The 16,574-nt window shown below is 75.2% G+C and carries 15 protein-coding genes; 8 read left to right on the top strand and 7 right to left on the bottom strand.

Annotated elements, in window-relative coordinates:
• Positions 1–12 precede the first annotated feature (12 nt).
• Entirely contained in the window at positions 13–1,308 is a 1,296-nt protein-coding gene (locus NP075_RS05340; protein WP_255629397.1) for a multidrug effflux MFS transporter, read from the bottom strand.
• Positions 1,309–1,408: 100 nt separating this feature from the next.
• Between NP075_RS05340 and NP075_RS05335 the strand changes: the two genes are divergently transcribed.
• The gene (locus NP075_RS05335; RefSeq protein ID WP_227564264.1) at positions 1,409–2,128 is read left to right on the top strand and encodes an SOS response-associated peptidase; all 720 of its coding nucleotides are present in this window, start codon (positions 1,409–1,411) and stop codon (positions 2,126–2,128) included.
• Positions 2,129–2,135: 7 nt separating this feature from the next.
• Here the strand turns inward: NP075_RS05335 and NP075_RS05330 are convergent, their stop codons facing one another.
• The 4 genes from NP075_RS05330 to NP075_RS05315 all read right to left on the bottom strand — a co-directional run bounded on the left by NP075_RS05330 (position 2,136) and on the right by NP075_RS05315 (position 6,619).
• Complete coding sequence (locus NP075_RS05330; RefSeq protein ID WP_227564263.1) at positions 2,136–3,194, bottom strand: hypothetical protein; 1,059 nt, start codon at positions 3,192–3,194, stop codon at positions 2,136–2,138.
• A gap of 187 nt (positions 3,195–3,381) precedes the next feature.
• Positions 3,382–4,350: a type IV toxin-antitoxin system AbiEi family antitoxin domain-containing protein gene (locus NP075_RS05325; RefSeq protein ID WP_227564262.1), complete on the bottom strand. Its 969-nt coding sequence runs from the start codon at positions 4,348–4,350 to the stop codon at positions 3,382–3,384.
• Between the two features lie 259 nt (positions 4,351–4,609).
• Entirely contained in the window at positions 4,610–5,734 is a 1,125-nt protein-coding gene (locus tag NP075_RS05320; protein WP_308054137.1) for an adenylate/guanylate cyclase domain-containing protein, read from the bottom strand.
• A 15-nt stretch (positions 5,735–5,749) separates the two neighbouring features.
• Positions 5,750–6,619, bottom strand: coding sequence for a biotin--[acetyl-CoA-carboxylase] ligase (locus tag NP075_RS05315; protein ID WP_227564261.1), 870 nt, complete (start codon positions 6,617–6,619; stop codon positions 5,750–5,752).
• 140 nt (positions 6,620–6,759) lie between these two features.
• Between NP075_RS05315 and NP075_RS05310 the strand changes: the two genes are divergently transcribed.
• From NP075_RS05310 to NP075_RS05295, 4 genes are read left to right on the top strand one after another with little or no spacing between them, the layout of a single operon-like run.
• Complete coding sequence (locus NP075_RS05310) at positions 6,760–8,388, top strand: acyl-CoA carboxylase subunit beta (protein ID WP_227564260.1); 1,629 nt, start codon at positions 6,760–6,762, stop codon at positions 8,386–8,388.
• 19 nt (positions 8,389–8,407) lie between these two features.
• On the top strand, positions 8,408–8,965 hold the full coding sequence (locus NP075_RS05305) for a hypothetical protein (protein WP_227564259.1): 558 nt from the start codon (positions 8,408–8,410) through the stop codon (positions 8,963–8,965).
• Entirely contained in the window at positions 8,962–9,222 is a 261-nt protein-coding gene (locus NP075_RS05300; RefSeq protein ID WP_227564258.1) for an acyl-CoA carboxylase epsilon subunit, read from the top strand. The genes NP075_RS05305 and NP075_RS05300 overlap by 4 nt, the downstream gene beginning before the upstream one ends.
• 59 nt (positions 9,223–9,281) lie before the next feature.
• Positions 9,282–10,979 carry a DUF885 domain-containing protein gene (locus tag NP075_RS05295; RefSeq protein WP_227564257.1) on the top strand — a complete coding sequence of 566 codons (1,698 nt, stop codon included), beginning with the start codon at positions 9,282–9,284 and terminating at the stop codon, positions 10,977–10,979.
• Positions 10,980–11,018: 39 nt separating this feature from the next.
• Here NP075_RS05295 and NP075_RS05290 read toward each other — a convergent pair whose 3' ends face one another.
• Positions 11,019–11,738, bottom strand: coding sequence for a vitamin K epoxide reductase family protein (locus tag NP075_RS05290; RefSeq protein WP_250788440.1), 720 nt, complete (start codon positions 11,736–11,738; stop codon positions 11,019–11,021).
• Positions 11,739–11,878: 140 nt separating this feature from the next.
• Here NP075_RS05290 and NP075_RS05285 point away from each other — a divergent pair, with 140 nt between their 5' ends.
• The 3 genes from NP075_RS05285 to NP075_RS05275 all read left to right on the top strand — a co-directional run bounded on the left by NP075_RS05285 (position 11,879) and on the right by NP075_RS05275 (position 14,994).
• Complete coding sequence (locus tag NP075_RS05285; protein WP_227564255.1) at positions 11,879–12,550, top strand: Maf family protein; 672 nt, start codon at positions 11,879–11,881, stop codon at positions 12,548–12,550.
• Positions 12,551–12,692: 142 nt separating this feature from the next.
• A complete protein-coding gene (locus NP075_RS05280) occupies positions 12,693–14,501 on the top strand; it encodes an acetyl/propionyl/methylcrotonyl-CoA carboxylase subunit alpha (RefSeq protein WP_227564254.1) in 1,809 nt (602 codons plus the stop codon).
• 13 nt (positions 14,502–14,514) lie between these two features.
• Entirely contained in the window at positions 14,515–14,994 is a 480-nt protein-coding gene (locus NP075_RS05275) for an NUDIX hydrolase (RefSeq protein WP_227564253.1), read from the top strand.
• 29 nt (positions 14,995–15,023) lie between these two features.
• On the opposite strand, the gene NP075_RS05270 is transcribed toward NP075_RS05275, so the two are convergent.
• Positions 15,024–16,553, bottom strand: coding sequence for an NAD(P)H-quinone dehydrogenase (locus NP075_RS05270; RefSeq protein ID WP_348519251.1), 1,530 nt, complete (start codon positions 16,551–16,553; stop codon positions 15,024–15,026).
• Positions 16,554–16,574: the final 21 nt, after the last annotated feature.

The following is a 16,574-nucleotide window of genomic DNA, read 5'->3' as shown; positions in this document are numbered from 1 at the left end:
GGCCCGCACGGCTCAGGCGAGCTGCCACGCACCGCCGCGCCGGAAGGCGGGCGTCGCGAGCGCCAGCACCGCGAGCGCCACCACCGCCGACGCCAGCATGACGCCGGCCATGGCGACCGCGCCGCCGCCCAGGACGCCCGACATGTTGGCCACGACGCCGCCCGTCCCGGCCTGCAGCGACCCGATGAACGCCGCGGCGGTCCCCGCCATCGCGCCGTGCCGTCCGAGCGCGATGGCGGTGGCGTTCGGCGGCGCGAAGTTCACCAGCGCGAGCACGAGCCACAGCACGACGAGGATCGCCCACAGCCCGCCCGCGCCGGTCACCACGACCGCCAGCAGCACGGACGTCAGCACGACGGTCGCGACCGTCGCGACCCGCAGGATCCGGATCGGGGCGACGCGGCGCACGATCGCGGCGTTGACCTGCGCACCGATCACCAGACCGATGCCGTTGACGGCGAACAGGAGGGCGAACTGGTGCCCCGTCAGGCCGTAGGCCTCCTGCAGGACGAACGGCGAGGCCACGACGTACGTCATGAGGACGGCCATCGTCAGCCCGGGCAGGAGGGCGAGCGCGACGAAGTGCCGGTCCCGCAGCAGGTGCGCGTAGCCCGACAGTGCCGTGCGGACACCGCCGGGCCGCCGCCGCTCGGGCGGCAGCGTCTCCGGCATCTTCAGCGCGACGACGACCCACAGGGCCACGCCGAACATCGCGAGGAACACGAACACGGCGCGCCAGCCCCACTGGCCGGCGATCAGCCCGCCCAAGGACGGCGCGAACAGCGGCGCGACGCCGATGACGAGCATGAGCCGCGACATCAGGCGCGACGCGTCGGACCCGACGAACCGGTCCCGGATCAACGCCATCGACACGACGGTGGCGGACGCGTTGAAGAAGCCCTGCGCGACCCGCAGCGCGACGAGCGGCACGATCGCGGGTGCGATGGCGCACAGCAACGACACCACGACGTGCAGCGCGACGCCGACGAGCACCGGTGTGCGGCGCCCGAACCGGTCCGACAGGGGCCCCATGACCAGCTGGCCGACGGCACCGCCGATCAGCATGCCCGTCATCGTCAGCTGCGCGGCCGCGGCGGACGTGCCGAGGTCGCGTGCGACGTCGGGCAGCGACGGCAGGTAGATGTCCGTGGAGACGGCGGGCAGCGCGGCCATCGTGCCGAGCAGCAGGATGTGCTTGGCGTCGGGCCGGTAGCGGTGGGCGTCGGCGGGCGTCGGTCCGGTGGCTGACGGCACGGCCGGTGCTGCCGGTGCTGCGGGTGCTGCGGGGGTGTGGTGGGCGCGAGTCATCGCCTTCCATGGTCGCACCGTCCGCGCATGTTGACGAATCGATTCGACCCCCGGCGGTGGCGCGGTGCGCGTGTCGGTCCCGGGTGGGAGGCTGACCCCCATGTGCGGCAGGTACGCGTCCTTCCGGGAGGACCAGGCGATCGCCGACGAGTTCGCGGTGGCGACCGTCGCGGACGAGGTGCGGCTGCTGCCGCCGTCGTGGAACGTCGCCCCGACGGACGGGGTGCGGATGGTCGTGGAGCGCGCCGACCGCACCACGGGCGAGATCACGCGGCAGCTGCGCGTCGCCCGCTGGGGCCTCGTGCCGTCGTGGGCCAAGGACCCGTCGATCGGCGGTCGCCTGATCAACGCGCGCGTCGAGACCGTCACGGACAAGCCGGCGTTCCGCAAGGCGGCTGCCCAGCGGCGCGCGATCGTCCCGATGGACGGGTACTACGAGTGGCAGAAGACCGACGCGGGGAAGGTCCCGTACTTCCTCACGGCGGACGAGGGCATGCCGGACGGGCTGGCCGCCGCCGGGCTCTACGAGCTGTGGCGCGACCCGTCCCGGCCCGACGACGACCCGGCACGCTGGCTCGTGACCGTCACGGTGATCACGACCGCGGCGACGGACGCGCTCGGCCACATCCACGACCGCACGCCCCTGCTGCTGCCCCCGCCGCTGTGGGACCAGTGGCTCGACGTCGCCCTGACGTCGCCCGACGACGTGCGCTCGCTGCTCGACACGGTCCCCGAGCCGCACCTGCGACCCCGCGAGGTGAGCCGCGCGGTCGGCAACGTGCGCAACAACGGGCCGGAGCTCGTCGAGCCGGTGGGATGAGGCGGGATCACTCCTCGTCGGGCTGGAGCGGTTCGGTCTCCGAGGCGAGCACGTCGCCGTCCTGCACGATCCACACGTTGATGACGTAATCCGGCGAGCCCTCGAGATCCGGCACCCAGATGTCGAGGGACCCTCGGTCGCGGTCCGACGTCGCCAGCAGGCTGTACGCGAGCCGCTCGGCTGACCAGTGGGCGGCCTGCTCGGTACCGTCCAGGGACCAGAGCAGCAGCATGGACTCCCCCGGCTTGCCCTCGACCGTCATGTCGACAGACACGCGGTGACCATGCCACTCGCGTGCGGAGCCGGTCCCGCTCGACCTGACGTGACGCAGGGAGTCGGTGAGCTCATCGGCCACCTGGTCGGGGCTCAAAGGGCTCGGACCGGCCCCCGGCGAGGCATCGGGGTCCACCGGGGACGCGGCGATGCGCGCGACGTGGCCGCTCGGCACCACCGCCTCGATCTCGTCGCGCGTCATGCCGGACCCGCCGACCTGGGGGTCCTGACTGACGATCCGGGCGATCACCTCGAGCGGGTCCGACGTCGGGACGGCGGGCGACGGCGCGGTCGACGTCACCGACGGTCCCGGCGTCGGGCTGCCCGTCCGGTCACCCGTCGGAGCGGGCGTGGGCGTGGGCTCGGGCGTGGGCTCGGGCGTCGGCTCAGGCGTCGGCTCAGGCGTGCGACCGGGTCCGGGCGTGGGCTCGGAAGGTGGGGGCGTTGCGCGACGCGGCTCCACGGGCACGTCGGAGGCCACGGCGACCCGGACCGACACGGCCCCCGGCGCGCCGGCCCCGTCGGTCGCCCCGGTGACGGGTTCGAGTGTCTGGTCCACGGGACCTCGGCTGTCGACGAACTGCGACAACGTCGTCATGCCGGCCGGCTCGACCGACGTGATGGTCACCTGGTCCTGCGCGTCCGGATCAGGGGTGACGATGTCCTTGGACTCGTCGATCGCGTTGATGATCGCGACGAAGGCACCCGCCGCAGCACCGACGCCCAGGAACATCGCGAGCGCCCGGCGGTGCCACCGATCGGGCCGTCGTCGTCTCGCATGTCGTCGTTCCATGTCGCCCGCCCCCGACGCTCGTGCTTCCTCCAGGGTCCGCGCGCCGGCAGCACTCGTCACCGGCGTGCCCTCCCCCTGGGAGGAGCACCCACACGTCGGTCGCGTACATCGAGCCGCACGACCGCCGGCTCGGTCCGTGCAGCACCGGGGACACATGGTGACCCCGACGCAGCACGGTTCATGTGCGTCAGGGGCAGCGGGGGCAGCGGGTGGGTGACGTGGGGCGGCCCGTGCGGGTGAGGGCGTGGCCGACCTGGCGGGCGACGTCGCAGGGGCGGCCCGCGACGTGCGACCACCGGTACCGCAACGTGAGGTCGTCGTGCTCGAGGAGCACGGCGTTGTCGCGCCAGACGTCGCGGTCCGTCGTGCCGCCCGGGTGCGCCAGCCGTCCGTCGAGCTCGATGCGCACGCCGGCGCCCCCGTGCACGCGATCGGCACGGATCCACCCGCCGTCGACCCGCTGCCGCACCTGCCCCACCGTGCGGGGCAGGCGATGGGCGCGCTCGACGTCGCGGACGTACCGGTGCTCGAGCGGCGACTCGATGCCGAGCGTCGGGTCGGTGAGCACCGACCGCAGGAGCTCGCGGTGCGCGAGCCACCGCCGCTCCTGCGCCCGGCGGAGCAGCGCCGTGCGGCTCACACCGATCTGGGCCGCCGCCGCCAGGACAGCGACCGCCTGGTCGTCGTCCGCGGCCTCGCCCAGCAGGTCGAGCACGGTCTCGACGACGTCGACCGTGCGCAGGCGGCCGCTCGCGTGCGGCATCGTGCGACGTCGGTGCACGACCATCCCCGGCTGCGGCCGGACCGAGCGCGCGACGGGCACGCTCACGACCACCGCGCCGCGCGGCACCCGCACGAGCCCGAGGACGTACCCGGCGGACGCGTGCGACAACGCGGCGCCGTCGCCGGCGGCGACGAGCGTGGCATGGGCCTGCTGCCGCCACGAGACGGCTCCCGACTGCAGCACCAGGACGCCGCGGTACAGCCGCTGCCACCGCCCGGACGCCACGCGCCGTGCCGCCGTGCGGCGCGAGATGCCGGCGCGCTCGAGCTGCGCGACGCTCGCGACGCCCTCCTGCCGCAGGACCTGCGAGCGCACCGGCTCCGGCAGCGTCACGACGTCGGGCAGCGGCGGCGGTGCGAGGGCGGGGACCACCCCGCGACCGTGGCACGTCGAGGCGCACAGCACCGGGCCCCCACCGACATCTGTGGACGACGCGACCTGTCCGTGCAGCACCGGGGACGCTGGACGACCCGAACGCCCCACACCCCGCAGCCGATGGCGCCGGCGGCGGGCGACGGCGGGAGGGTGCAGCGTTCGGGGCGCCCTGCGTCCCCAGTGCTGCACGGATCGCGACGACGAGGGCGCGACGAGGTCGCGACGGCGGCGCGTGCGGCCACGCGGGCACGGCGGGTCAGGCCGTGGACTCCAGGCGGTACGGGACGACCTCGCCCACGCCCGCGAGCTCGCGGGCCGGCTGCTCGGTGAGGCGGAACCTCGGGTCCCCGCCCAGCACCTGCGCCGTCTCGGCGTCCACCAGCACGGTGCTGGGGTCCGCCACGTCGGTGAGGCGGGCGGCGAGGTTCACCGTCGGGCCGAACACGTCGCCGAACCGCGAGAGCACCCGCCCCCACACCAGGCCCACCCGCACGGGCGTCACGCCGCGAGCGCCCTCCGCCAGGCCACCGGCACCGCGCGCGGCCTCGACGTCCAGCGACGTGCCGAAGGCGTCCGCCAGGCCGAGCGCCACGGCCGCACCCACGCCGGGAGTGTCCGCGATGAACAGCACGGCGTCGCCGATGGTCTTCACGACGCGACCGCCGGCACCGACGACGACGTCGCGCGCGGCGGTCTCGAAGCGCTGGACGAACGACGACAGGTCCGTCGACCCCAGGCCCGCGGTGCGACGGGTGAACGACACCATGTCCGCGAAGCCCACCGCGCGCGCCAGGGGCAGCCGCCTCCCGTCGACGGCGACGTCGCGCAGCTGGCCGAACTCGGCGGCGTACCGGTCCGCCACGGCCGCGAGCTGCCGGCGGTAGGAGTGCAGGAGCTGCTGCTCGAGGAGCGGGGCGAGGTCCCGCAGCCGGTCGAGGACGAGCAGGCGCGCGGTGGTGTCGTCGAGGCCGTACCGCGTCGCCATGTCCTCGACGAGCGCCTCGACCTGCCACAGCGCCAGGCGGTCCGACGTGTGGCCGAGCGCGCGGATCACCGTGACGACCGTGCTCAGCGCCAGGCCGTGCTCGACGACGAGGGCCTGGGCCATCGCCAGGGCCCGCGCGTCGCGCTCGGTGAACATGACCTCGTCGTCGCCGTGGCTCGGCAGGCCGAGGGTCCGCCAGAACACCTGCACGGTCTCGAGGTCGACCCCCGTGCGGCGCGCCAGGTCCCGCGCGCTCAGCGTGCGCGGGCCGCCGAGCAGCAGCTCGTCGAGGGCGTCGGTCGTGCCGGTGCCCGTCACGGCCGGGCCGGCCGGCGCGGGCGCACCCGGCTGCGTCCGGCCCTCGGTCCCGCCCCCACCCTGCACACGTTCCGGCACGCGGTCGAGACTAGTTCACGCAGGTGTGCCGTCCGTCACTCGCACGTGCGTGACGTCGCCGGCCAGCACCCGGTGGTCGTCCCCGGCGTCGTCGCGCAGCACGAGCGCACCGTCGGGCGCCAGGCCCGTCGCCGTCCCCACCCGCAGCCCACCGCCGGGCAGCTCGACGCGGACGCGACGCCCCACGGTGGCGCAGACCGACGCGACCTCCTCGACGAGTCCCGCCGCCACCGCGTCCCCGTCGTGCTCGACCCACCGCTGCGCGACCTCGTCGAGCGCGTCGACCAGCGCGACGAGCACGCTCGCCCGGTCCGCCGCCCGGGCGCCGGCCAGCGCGAGGGACGTCGCCCACGGCACCGGCAGCTCGTCCGCGCGCTGGTCGACGTTGACGCCGATGCCCACGGCGACCGCCGGGACCTGCGCGACGGCCTGCGCGAGGATGCCTGCCACCTTGCGGGTGGTCCCCCAGCCGGGGAGCGGATCGACCCGGTCACCCAGGTCCACGAGCACGTCGTTGGGCCACTTCAGCTCCGCCGGGACGCCGGCGGTGGCGCGCAGCGCGCGGACGGCGCCCAGCCCTGCGAGCAGCGGCAGCCACCCGTAGGTGGCCGGGCCCGACCGCGGGCGCGCCACGAACGTGCAGGTCAGCGCGGCCCTGGGCGGTGTCGTCCAGGTGCGGCCGGCGCGGCCGCGGCCGGCGCCCTGGTGCTCGGCGACGAGCAGGCTCGCGTGCGGCCAGGCGTCCGGGTCCGCCTGCAGCCCGTCGACCACCGCGTCGTTCGTCGACGGCACCTCCTGGACGACGTCGAGCCGCGCGAGCGGCCCTGCGGGGGCGAGCAGCAGCTCGCGCAGCGTCGAGACCTCCAGGGGCGGGCGCTCGGTCATCGGGTCATCATCGCGCAGTCGCGCCAGGGCCGCCGACGAGCGGGCGGGCGCCGCGTTGTGGGGTCCCCACAGGCGTGCGCGGGCAACACGGTCGGCGGGGTGCACGCTGCCGGTGGACCGTCACCAACTAGCCTCGTCAGGTGACCCAGGACTCCTCGACCGCGCGCAGCGCACCGCCGGAACCTCCCGCCACCGCCGCGCGCACCACCGCCGGGCTCCTCGCCGACCTGCGCGAGCGGCGCACGGCAGCCGTGGACGCCGCGGAGGAGAACGCCGTCGCCAAGCAGCACGCGCGGGGCAAGAAGACGGCGCGCGAGCGCATCGAGGCGCTGCTGGACCCGGGGTCGTTCGTCGAGCTCGACGCGTTCGTGCGGCACCGGTCGACCAACTTCGGCCTGGAGAAGAAGCGCGTCGCGGGCGACGGCGTGGTGGTCGGCCACGGCACCGTCGAGGGCCGGCCGGTGTGCGTGTACTCGCAGGACTTCACGGTCTTCGGCGGGTCGCTGGGCGAGGTGCACGGGCAGAAGATCACCAAGGTGATGGACCTCGCGCTGCGGACCGGGGTCCCGCTGGTCGGCATCAGCGACGGCGGCGGCGCGCGCATCCAGGAGGGCGTCGCCGGCCTGACGCAGTTCGCCGAGATCTTCCGGCGCAACGTCGCGGCGTCCGGCGTGATCCCCCAGATCAGCCTCATCCTCGGCCCGTCCGCGGGCGGCGCGGTGTACTCCCCCGCCCTGACCGACTTCATCGTGATGGCCGACGGCACGTCGAACATGTTCATCACCGGGCCGGACGTCATCCGCGCGGTCACGGGCGAGGACGTCGGCTTCGAGGAGCTGGGCGGCGCGACGACGCACTCCACCCGCTCGGGCGTCGCGCACTACCTGGCGTCCGACGAGGACGACGCGATCGACTGGGCGCGCACCCTGCTGGCCTACCTGCCGACCAACAACCTCGCGGAGCCGCCGTCGTACGCGCACGAGGCCGACCTCGAGGTCACCGACGACGACCGCCTGCTCGACACGCTCGTGCCGGACTCGGACAACCAGCCGTACGACATGCACACCGTCCTCGAGACCGTCCTCGACGACGGCAGCTTCCTCGAGGTCCAGGCCCTCTACGCCCAGAACGTCGTCGTCGGCTTCGGGCACGTCGAGGGCCACCCGGTCGGCATCGTCGCGAACCAGCCGATGCACATGGCCGGCACGCTGGACATCAACGCGGCCGAGAAGGCCGCACGGTTCGTGCGCACGTGCGACGCGTTCAACATCCCGGTCCTGACGTTCGTCGACGTCCCGGGCTTCCTGCCCGGGACGGACCAGGAGTGGAACGGCATCATCCGGCGCGGCGCCAAGCTGATCTTCGCGTACGCCGAGGCGACGGTCCCGCTGGTCACGGTCATCACGCGCAAGGCGTACGGCGGCGCGTACATCGTCATGGGCTCCAAGCAGCTCGGCGCCGACGTGAACCTCGCGTGGCCGACCGCGCAGATCGCCGTCATGGGCGCCGGCGGGGCGGTCAACATCCTGCAGCGCGGCGCGCTCAAGGGCGTGGCCGACGCGGGCGGGGACGTCGAGGCCGAGCGCCGGCGCCTGACCGGGGAGTACGAGGACGCGATCGTCAACCCGTGGGACGCCGCCGAGCGCGGCTACGTCGACGACGTCATCGAGCCGTCGGCGACCCGCGCGCAGGTCGTCCGCTCGTTGCGGCTGCTGCGCACCAAGCGCGCGAGCCTGCCGCCCAAGAAGCACGGGAACATCCCCCTGTGACCCGCGACGGGAGCACCGCATGAACGACGCGCACGACGGGCACGAGCACCCCGACGAGCACGACCCCGCGTCGCACGGCCGCGAGCCGCTCGCGGGCGTCGACCCCGCCGACCTGCACGCGACGGTCGACGAGCTGGCCGTGGCGCTCCACGCGTACGTGGAGACGGCCGTGGGCGTGCGGGCGGAGTTCGGCGCCCGGGAGGCGGACGAGGACCCGCGGGTGCTCGCGCTCGAGGCGCGCGTGGGCAGCCTCAACGCCCGGCTGTACGACCTGCTGCACGCGCGGCTGGGCCTGCACGCCGACCTGACCGGCATGACCTGGGACGACACCGACGCGGACGCCGACACCACGGTCTCGCCCGGCGACCACGACACGTTCCACCTCGGGTTCGTCGTCGAGCTGCCGCCCACGGTCAGCGACCTGACGCTCGACGCGGTCATCGACATCGTCGACGACGGGGGCGCGCAGATCGCGCACACCCTGACGGAGCGGGGGTTCGTCGTCGGCGAGTGGGGCGCCGGGCGCGGCGCGCCCGTGCTGCTCGACGACGAGGACGACGAGGAGGACGGGCTGTGAGCGCGTCCGGCGCCGAGCCCGACCCCCGCAGGGCGGACACGCACGTGCACGTCCTGCGCGGCACCCCCGACGACGTCGAGCTCGCCGCCCTCGTCGCGGGACTGGTGGCCGCCGCCGCGCGGCAGGACCCGCACGGTCCGGAGGCCGACCCGCCCGGACGCGCCGCACGCGCCCGCTGGACCGCGCCCGGGCGGCTGCACGGCGCACCGCTGCCCACGCACGGCGCGGGCGCGTGGCGGTGGAGCCTGCACCCCTGAGCACACCACCGGCCCCACCGGCTGCCGGGTCGCCGCACCCGCGACGTAGGGTGCTGCGGGTGACGTCCACGACCGGTCCCCGCCCCGTCAGCCCCGTCGACGCCGTCGCCGACGCCCACGTCGCCGCGACCGCCCGGCTCGACCCGATCACGGCGACCCACCTGGGTGTCCCGGGCCACGAGCGGGAGCTCACGGACTTCTCCCCCGACGCGACCGCCGAGCGCACCGACCGCGCGCGCTCGACGCTCCTCGCCCTCGAGGGCCTGGCCCCGGCGGACGACGTCGACGAGGTCACGGTCGCCGCGATGCGCTGGGCCCTGGGCAACGAGATCGCCCTGCACGACGCCGGCGAGCGCGACGGCGTGCTGAACAACCTGGACTCGCCGTCGCAGAAGGTCGTCGAGGTCTTCGACCTCATGCCCACCGACACCGAGCAGGCCTGGGACGACGTGGCGGCGAGGCTCGCGCAGGTCCCCACGTCGCTCGCGTCGTACGTCGCCTCGCTGCGGTACGCCGCCGCACGCGGTCACGTGGCCGCGGCGCGGCAGGTCGAGGCCGTGGTCGCCCAGGCACGCGCGGCCGCCGACGCGGACACGTCGGCGTTCACGCGCCTGGTGCGCGGGGACGACGCGCAGCGCGTGCTGGGTGACGACCACCCGCTGCGGGCCGACCTCGAGCGCGGCGCTGCGGCCGCGCGCGGCGCCTACGCGGAGCTCGCACGCGTGCTCTGCGACGAGCTCGCCCCGGTGGCACCGCAGGCCGACGCGGTCGGCCGCGAGCGCTACGCCCTGTGGTCGCGGCACCACCTGGGCGCCGAGGTCGACCTCGACGAGACCTACGCGTGGGGGCTGGAGGAGCTCGCCCGCGTGCAGGCCGAGCAGCGTGACGTCGCCGCGCAGGTGGCGGGCCCCGGCGCGAGCGTCGAGGAGGCCGCGGCGCTCCTCGACGCCGACCCGGCGCGGCTCCTGTCCGGCACCGACGCCCTGCGGCGGTGGATGCAGGCCACGTCGGACGCGGCGATCGAGGCGCTCGACGGGACGCACTTCGACATCCCCGCACCCGTGCGCACGCTCGAGTGCCGGATCGCGCCGTCGACCACGGGCGCCATCTACTACACCGGGCCGAGCGACGACTTCTCCCGGCCGGGACGCATGTGGTGGTCCGTGCCGCCGGACGTCACGACGTTCTCGACGTGGCGCGAGCGCACGACCGTCTACCACGAGGGCGTGCCCGGGCACCACCTGCAGATCGCGCAGGGCGTGTTCGAGCGCGCTGCGCTCAACTCGTGGCGTCGCCTCGCGTCGTGGACGTCGGGGCACGGCGAGGGCTGGGCGCTGTACGCCGAGCGCCTCATGGCCGACCTGGGCTTCCTCGACGACCCGGGCGACCGGCTCGGGATGCTCGACGGGCAGCGGCTGCGGGCCGCCCGCGTCGTCTTCGACCTGGGCATGCACCTGGGCCTGCCGGCGCCCGCCGAGGTGGGCGAGTGGAACCCGCGCAGCGGCTGGGAGTTCCTGCTGGCGAACGTCCAGATGCCGGAGTCGTTCGTGCGCTTCGAGTACACCCGGTACCTCGGCTGGCCCGGGCAGGCGCCGTCGTACAAGGTCGGGCAGCGGCTGTGGGAGCAGTCGCGCGACGCCGCGCGTGACGCCGCCGCCGCGCGTGGTCACGCCTTCGACCTGCGCGACTTCCACGCCCGCGCCCTCGCGCTGGGGTCCGTGCCGCTGGCGGTGCTGCCGACGGCGCTCGCGTCGTGAGGTGACGGCCGGGTCGCCCCGCGGGGCGACCCGGTCACGTCACAGGAGCGTCCAGCCGTACTTCGCGACGACCACGGCGGCGAACAGGACCAGCACCGCGACGGTGACGAACCAGTCGTTGCCGGACGCGACGAATCGGCGCCCCCACGGGCCGGCGCGGCCCGGCAGGTTCAGGTGCCCGTCGCGCACGTTGACGCGGGTCAGGCCGGCCCACACCAGCGTCGTGGTGGCGGTGATGAGCAGGCACCAGGGGCACAGCGCGCCGATCTCGAAGAACGACTGCTGGAACAGCCACCACGCGAAGACCAGCCCGGCGGTGTAGATCGCCTGGGCGCTGAGCATGAACCAGCGCGGGAACACCACCCCGCCGATCATCGCGATCGCGACGGTGATGACCACGGCCTCCGCCGCGATCCCGAGGAACGCGTTGGGGAACCCGAACAGCTGCGCCTGCCAGGTGTCCGCGACGGCGCTGCACGAGATGAACTCGTTGAGGTCGCAGCTCGCCGACGCGGTCGTGTTCGTGGCGTTCGCCACCGCGACGTGGATCGCCTCGATCGACAGCACGAACGACGTGTACAGGCCGATGAGGCCCGACACGACCATCTCGATCGCGGTGCGCCGCCGCCAGGGCAGCGGCGCGGGACGCCGCAGGTCGGGGTCGTCGACCACGTCGTCGGGGAGCTCGTCGAGGACGTCGTCGTCGTCGAGCCGGCTCATGGCGTCGCCGTCGCGCACGCCCTGCGTGGTGTCCTTCACCGTGGTCTCCTCACCCGTGCGTCCGGCGGCCATTCTGCCCTGCCGACCTGTGCCACGGGCAGGCCGTTCGCCCCGTCGACCTCGGCGGGGCGCGGGCCGGCCGGCGCGGACGCGGGGCGGGCTGGCGCTAGGGTCGCGCGGTGACCACCACCCGCCTGCTGCTCGCCTCCGCCTCCCCCGCCCGCCGTTCGACGCTGACCGCGGCAGGCCTCGCCCCCCTGGTCGCCGTCTCCGCCGTCGACGAGGACGCGGTGCTGGCGGCCGCCCGCGAGCGCTTCGGTGACCTCGAGCCCGCCGACGCGGTCCTCGTGCTCGCGCAGGCCAAGGCCGAGGACGTCGCCCGCCGGCTGGACGACCTGGACGTGCCCGGCTGGGGCGACGACGAGGACGTGGTGGTGCTCGGCTGCGACTCGATGCTCGAGCTGGACGGCGAGGTCCTCGGCAAGCCCGCGGACGCCGACGACGCCCTCGCCCGCTGGCGCCGGATGCGCGGACGCTCCGGCGTGCTGCACACCGGGCACTGGCTGGTCGACGAGCGCGACCCCGCCGACGGCGGCACGCGCGCGACCCTCGGGGCGACGGCCTCCACGGTCGTGCACTTCGCCGACCTGTCCGACGCCGAGGTGGCGGCGTACGTCGCGACGCGCGAGCCGCTCGCGGTGGCGGGCGCGTTCACGATCGACGGCCTCGGCGGTCCCTTCGTCGAGCGCATCGAGGGCGACCACCACAACGTCGTGGGCGTGAGCCTGCCGCTCCTGCGGCACCTGCTGGCGGACGTCGGCGTGTCGGTCCCCGACCTCTGGCGCCGCTGACCCGCGGGCGCCGGCCGACGCCGGTGGTGGGTTCCTACAAGCCCGTCCGGGACGGCTTGGCCGTTGCCCCAGTCTTGGGCGGGCGCCCCGCGCCGCACGAGGGCGTGACGACGATCGCGCGCTACCGTGAGCCGTGCCCCACATGACCAAGGTCCTTGTCGCGAACCGCGGTGAGATCGCCGTCCGCATCGCCCGTGCCTGCCGCGACGCCGGTGTCGCGTCCGTCGCCGTCTACTCGGACACCGACCGGGACGCCCTGCACGTGCACGTCGCGGACGAGGCGTACGCGCTCGACGGCGCCCGCGCCGCGGAGACGTACCTCGACATCGCCAAGCTGCTGGACGTCGCCCGCCGGTCGGGCGCCGACGCCGTGCACCCGGGTTACGGCTTCCTCGCGGAGAACGCCGGGTTCGCGCAGGCCGTGATCGACGCCGGCCTCGTGTGGATCGGCCCGCCGCCGTCGGCCATCGAGGCGCTCGGCGACAAGGTCAGCGCCCGGCACATCGCGCAGCGCGCGGGTGCACCGCTCGTCGCCGGCACGCCGGGCCCTGTCGACGACGTCGCGCAGATCCACGCCTTCGCGGCCGAGCACGGTCTGCCCGTCGCCATCAAGGCGGCGTTCGGCGGCGGGGGGCGCGGCCTGAAGGTGGCCCGCGCGGCCGACGAGATCGACGAGATGTACGAGTCGGCCGTGCGTGAGGCCGTCGCCGCGTTCGGTCGCGGCGAGTGCTTCGTCGAGCGGTACCTCGACCGGCCGCGGCACGTCGAGACGCAGTGCCTGGCGGACGCGCACGGGACCGTCGTCGTCGTCTCGACGCGCGACTGCTCGCTGCAGCGCCGCCACCAGAAGCTGGTCGAGGAGGCGCCCGCGCCGTACCTGTCCGACGAGCAGCGCCGCACCCTCGTGACGGCCTCGCAGGCGATCCTGCGCGAGGCCGGCTACGTGGGGGCCGGCACCTGCGAGTTCCTCGTCGGCGCCGACGGGACCGTCTCGTTCCTCGAGGTCAACACCCGCCTGCAGGTCGAGCACCCGGTCACCGAGGAGATCAGCGGCATCGACCTGGTCCGCGAGCAGCTGCGCATCGCCGCCGGCGAGCCCTTGGGGTACACCGAGGTGGAGACCCGCGGGCACTCGATCGAGTTCCGCATCAACGGCGAGGACCCCGCCGCGGGCTTCCTGCCCGCACCCGGCCGGATCAGCCGCCTGCGGTTCCCCTCGGGGCCTGGGGTGCGCGTGGACTCGGGCGTCGTCGAGGGCGACACCGTCTCCGGCCTGTTCGACTCGATGATCGCGAAGCTGGTCGTCACCGGTGCGACGCGCCGGCAGGCGGTCGAGCGTGCCCGGCGTGCGCTGGCCGAGCTCGAGGTCGTCGGCATCCCGACGGTGGTGCCGTTCCACCGCGCCGTGCTCGAGGCCGAGGCGTTCGTGCCGACGGACGACGCCGAGCCGTTCACGGTGCACACCCGCTGGATCGAGACCGAGTTCGCGCAGACCGTCGCGGGCCTGGGCCGCACGCCGGCCGTCGGCCCGGACGAGGAGCAGCTGCCCGACTCGGTGCTCGAGCGCGTCGTCGTCGAGGTCGGCGGCAAGCGCCTCGAGGTGGTCCTGCCGGCCGCGCTCGGGCTGGGCCGGGGGTCGGGCACGGGACTGGGACGCGTCGGCAACGGCACCCGGCCCGGTGCCGGACCGCGGCGCACGGCGCGACCGCGCGCCACGCGCGCCGGCGGCTCCAACGGCACGACGCTCGCGTCGCCCATGCAGGGCACGATCGTCAAGGTCGCGGTCACCGAGGGTGCCGTGGTGGCCGAGGGCGACCTCGTGGTCGTCCTCGAGGCCATGAAGATGGAGCAGCCGCTGGTCGCGCACCGCGCCGGCACCGTGCAGTCGCTGACCGCCGGCGTCGGGGCGAGCGTGAGCGCGGGCGGCGCCATCTGCGAGATCGTCGGCTGACCGCGGCGCGGGCATGACGCACGGGGACCGCCGCCCGGGCGACGGCTGGGTCGCGTGCGGGTGCGGGCGCCGCCACTGGGGCCTGCACGGCGCCGCCGGCCTGCTGCTCGTGCGCCGCGACGCGGCGGGCCGCGCCACGCACGTCGTGCTGCAGCACCGCGCGCCGTGGAGCGACCAGGGCGGCACGTGGGCCCTGCCGGGAGGGGCGCGCGAGCCCGGCGAGAGCGCCGTCGAGGCGGCGCTGCGGGAGGCCCGCGAGGAGACCGGGGTGGACGCCGCGTCGGTCGCCGTCCGCGGCGAGCACGTCCTGCGTCACCCGGACTGGACGTACACCACGGTCCTGGCCGACGCGGTCGCGCCCGTCCACCCGGTCGTCGCGGACGCCGAGAGCGTCGAGGTGGCGTGGGTGCCGCTCGGCGCGGTCCCCGACCGCCCTCTGCTGCCCGCGTTCGCCGACGCCTGGCCCGTGCTGCGGGCGCGGCTGGACGGCTGAGCCGCCCGGCCGCGCCGCACGGCGCCGGGTCAGTCCTGCGCGCGCTGGTGCAGCATGCGGGCGACCTCGCCGATCGTCCCCGACATCGACGGGTAGACGGTCGACGCCTCGGCCACCTGGTCGGCCGTGAGGTTGTGCGTGACGGCCAGCGTGAGCGGGAAGATCGACTCGCTGGCCCGCGGGCCCACCACCACGGCGCCCAGCACCGTGCCGGTGCCGGTGTGGGCGAAGATCTTGACGAAGCCGTCCCGCACGCCGAGCATCTTGGCGCGCGGGTTGCGCGCCAGCGGCAGCATGCTCGTGCGGTAGTGCGTGCCGGTCTCCTGCAGCCGCGCCTCGGAGAGACCGACCGTCGCGATCTCCGGGGCCGTGAAGATGTTCGCCGAGATGCTCCGCAGCGACAGCGGGCGCACGGCGTCACCCAGCGCGTGGGACATCGCGATGCGGCCCTGCGTGGCGGCCACGGAGGCGAGCGGCAGGACGCCGGTGCAGTCGCCCGCCGCGTAGACGCCCCGCACGTTGGTGCGGGACACCTTGTCGACCTCGACGTGGCCCGACGGCGTCAGGCGGACGCCGACCTCCTCGAGCCCGAGGCCGCTCGTCGTGGGGACCGACCCGACCGCGAACAGCACGTGCGAGCCCTCGACCGTCCGCCCGTCCTCCAGCGTCACGACGACGCCGTCGGCCGTGCGCCGGGCCGACGACGCCCGCGAGCGCGACATCACCGTCATGCCGCGCTGGGTGAAGACGCGCTCGATGAGCTCGGCGGCGTCGGCGTCCTCCCCCGGCAGCACGCGGTCGCGGCTGGACACCAGGACGACGTCCGCCCCGAGCGAGGTGTAGGCACCGGCGAACTCCGCGCCCGTCACGCCGGAGCCGACCACGACGAGCCGCTCCGGCAGCTCCGGCAGGTCGTACATCTGCGTCCACGTGAGGATGCGCTCGCCGTCGGGGCGGGCGTCGGGCAGCACGCGGGGCCTCGCGCCGGTCGCGACGAGGACCACGTCCGCCGCCAGCTCCTGCTCGCGTCCGTCCGTGCCCGTCACGGCGACGCGGTCGGGCGCGACGAGCCGCCCGGTGCCGGTGACGATCTCGACGCCCTCGCGGTCGAGGCGTGCCCGGATGTCCTGCGACTGGGCGCTCGCGAGCGCCTGGACGCGTGCGTTGACCGCGGGCAGGTCGATGCGGTGCCGCAGCACGGCGGCCGCGCCGCCGGCGCCCACCGGGCCCGCGTCCCCGTCGGCCAGCGCGTCCAGGCGGATGCCGAGCTCGGGGGCCCGGTCGGCGATGGTCATCCACTCCGCGGTGGCGATGAGCGTCTTGGACGGCACGACGTCCGTGAGCACGGCGGACCCGCCGAGCCCTGCCCGCTCGACGACCGTGACGCGGGCCCCGAGCCGACGCGCCACCAGAGCGGCCTCGTACCCCCCGGGCCCGCCCCCGACGACGACAACGTGCCCGGCGGGCGGGTCGTCGGCGGCGGCACGCACGGTCGAGGCGGCCGTCGAGGACGGCACCTGCGGCTGGTCGGGGGCTGCGGCGGTCTGCTGGCTGGTCACGGGCACATCCTGCCGGGTGCG

It is taken from the genome of Cellulomonas wangsupingiae, assembly GCF_024508275.1.
GTDB lineage: Bacteria > Actinomycetota > Actinomycetes > Actinomycetales > Cellulomonadaceae > Cellulomonas > Cellulomonas wangsupingiae.
The sequence above is the reverse complement of the archived record's forward strand: the minus strand, read 5'-3'. Positions and strand labels throughout refer to the sequence as shown.

Bases quoted from the DNA above. Each gene is read 5' to 3' on its own strand.
- NP075_RS05340 (WP_255629397.1), bottom strand. From the start codon at position 1,308: ATGACTCGCGCCCACCACACCCCCGCAGCACCCGCAGCACCGGCAGCA.
- NP075_RS05335 (WP_227564264.1), top strand. From the start codon at position 1,409: ATGTGCGGCAGGTACGCGTCCTTCCGGGAGGACCAGGCGATCGCCGAC.
- NP075_RS05330 (WP_227564263.1), bottom strand. From the start codon at position 3,194: ATGGAACGACGACATGCGAGACGACGACGGCCCGATCGGTGGCACCGC.
- NP075_RS05315 (WP_227564261.1), bottom strand. From the start codon at position 6,619: ATGACCGAGCGCCCGCCCCTGGAGGTCTCGACGCTGCGCGAGCTGCTG.
- NP075_RS05305 (WP_227564259.1), top strand. From the start codon at position 8,408: ATGAACGACGCGCACGACGGGCACGAGCACCCCGACGAGCACGACCCC.
- NP075_RS05280 (WP_227564254.1), top strand. From the start codon at position 12,693: ATGACCAAGGTCCTTGTCGCGAACCGCGGTGAGATCGCCGTCCGCATC.
- NP075_RS05275 (WP_227564253.1), top strand. From the start codon at position 14,515: ATGACGCACGGGGACCGCCGCCCGGGCGACGGCTGGGTCGCGTGCGGG.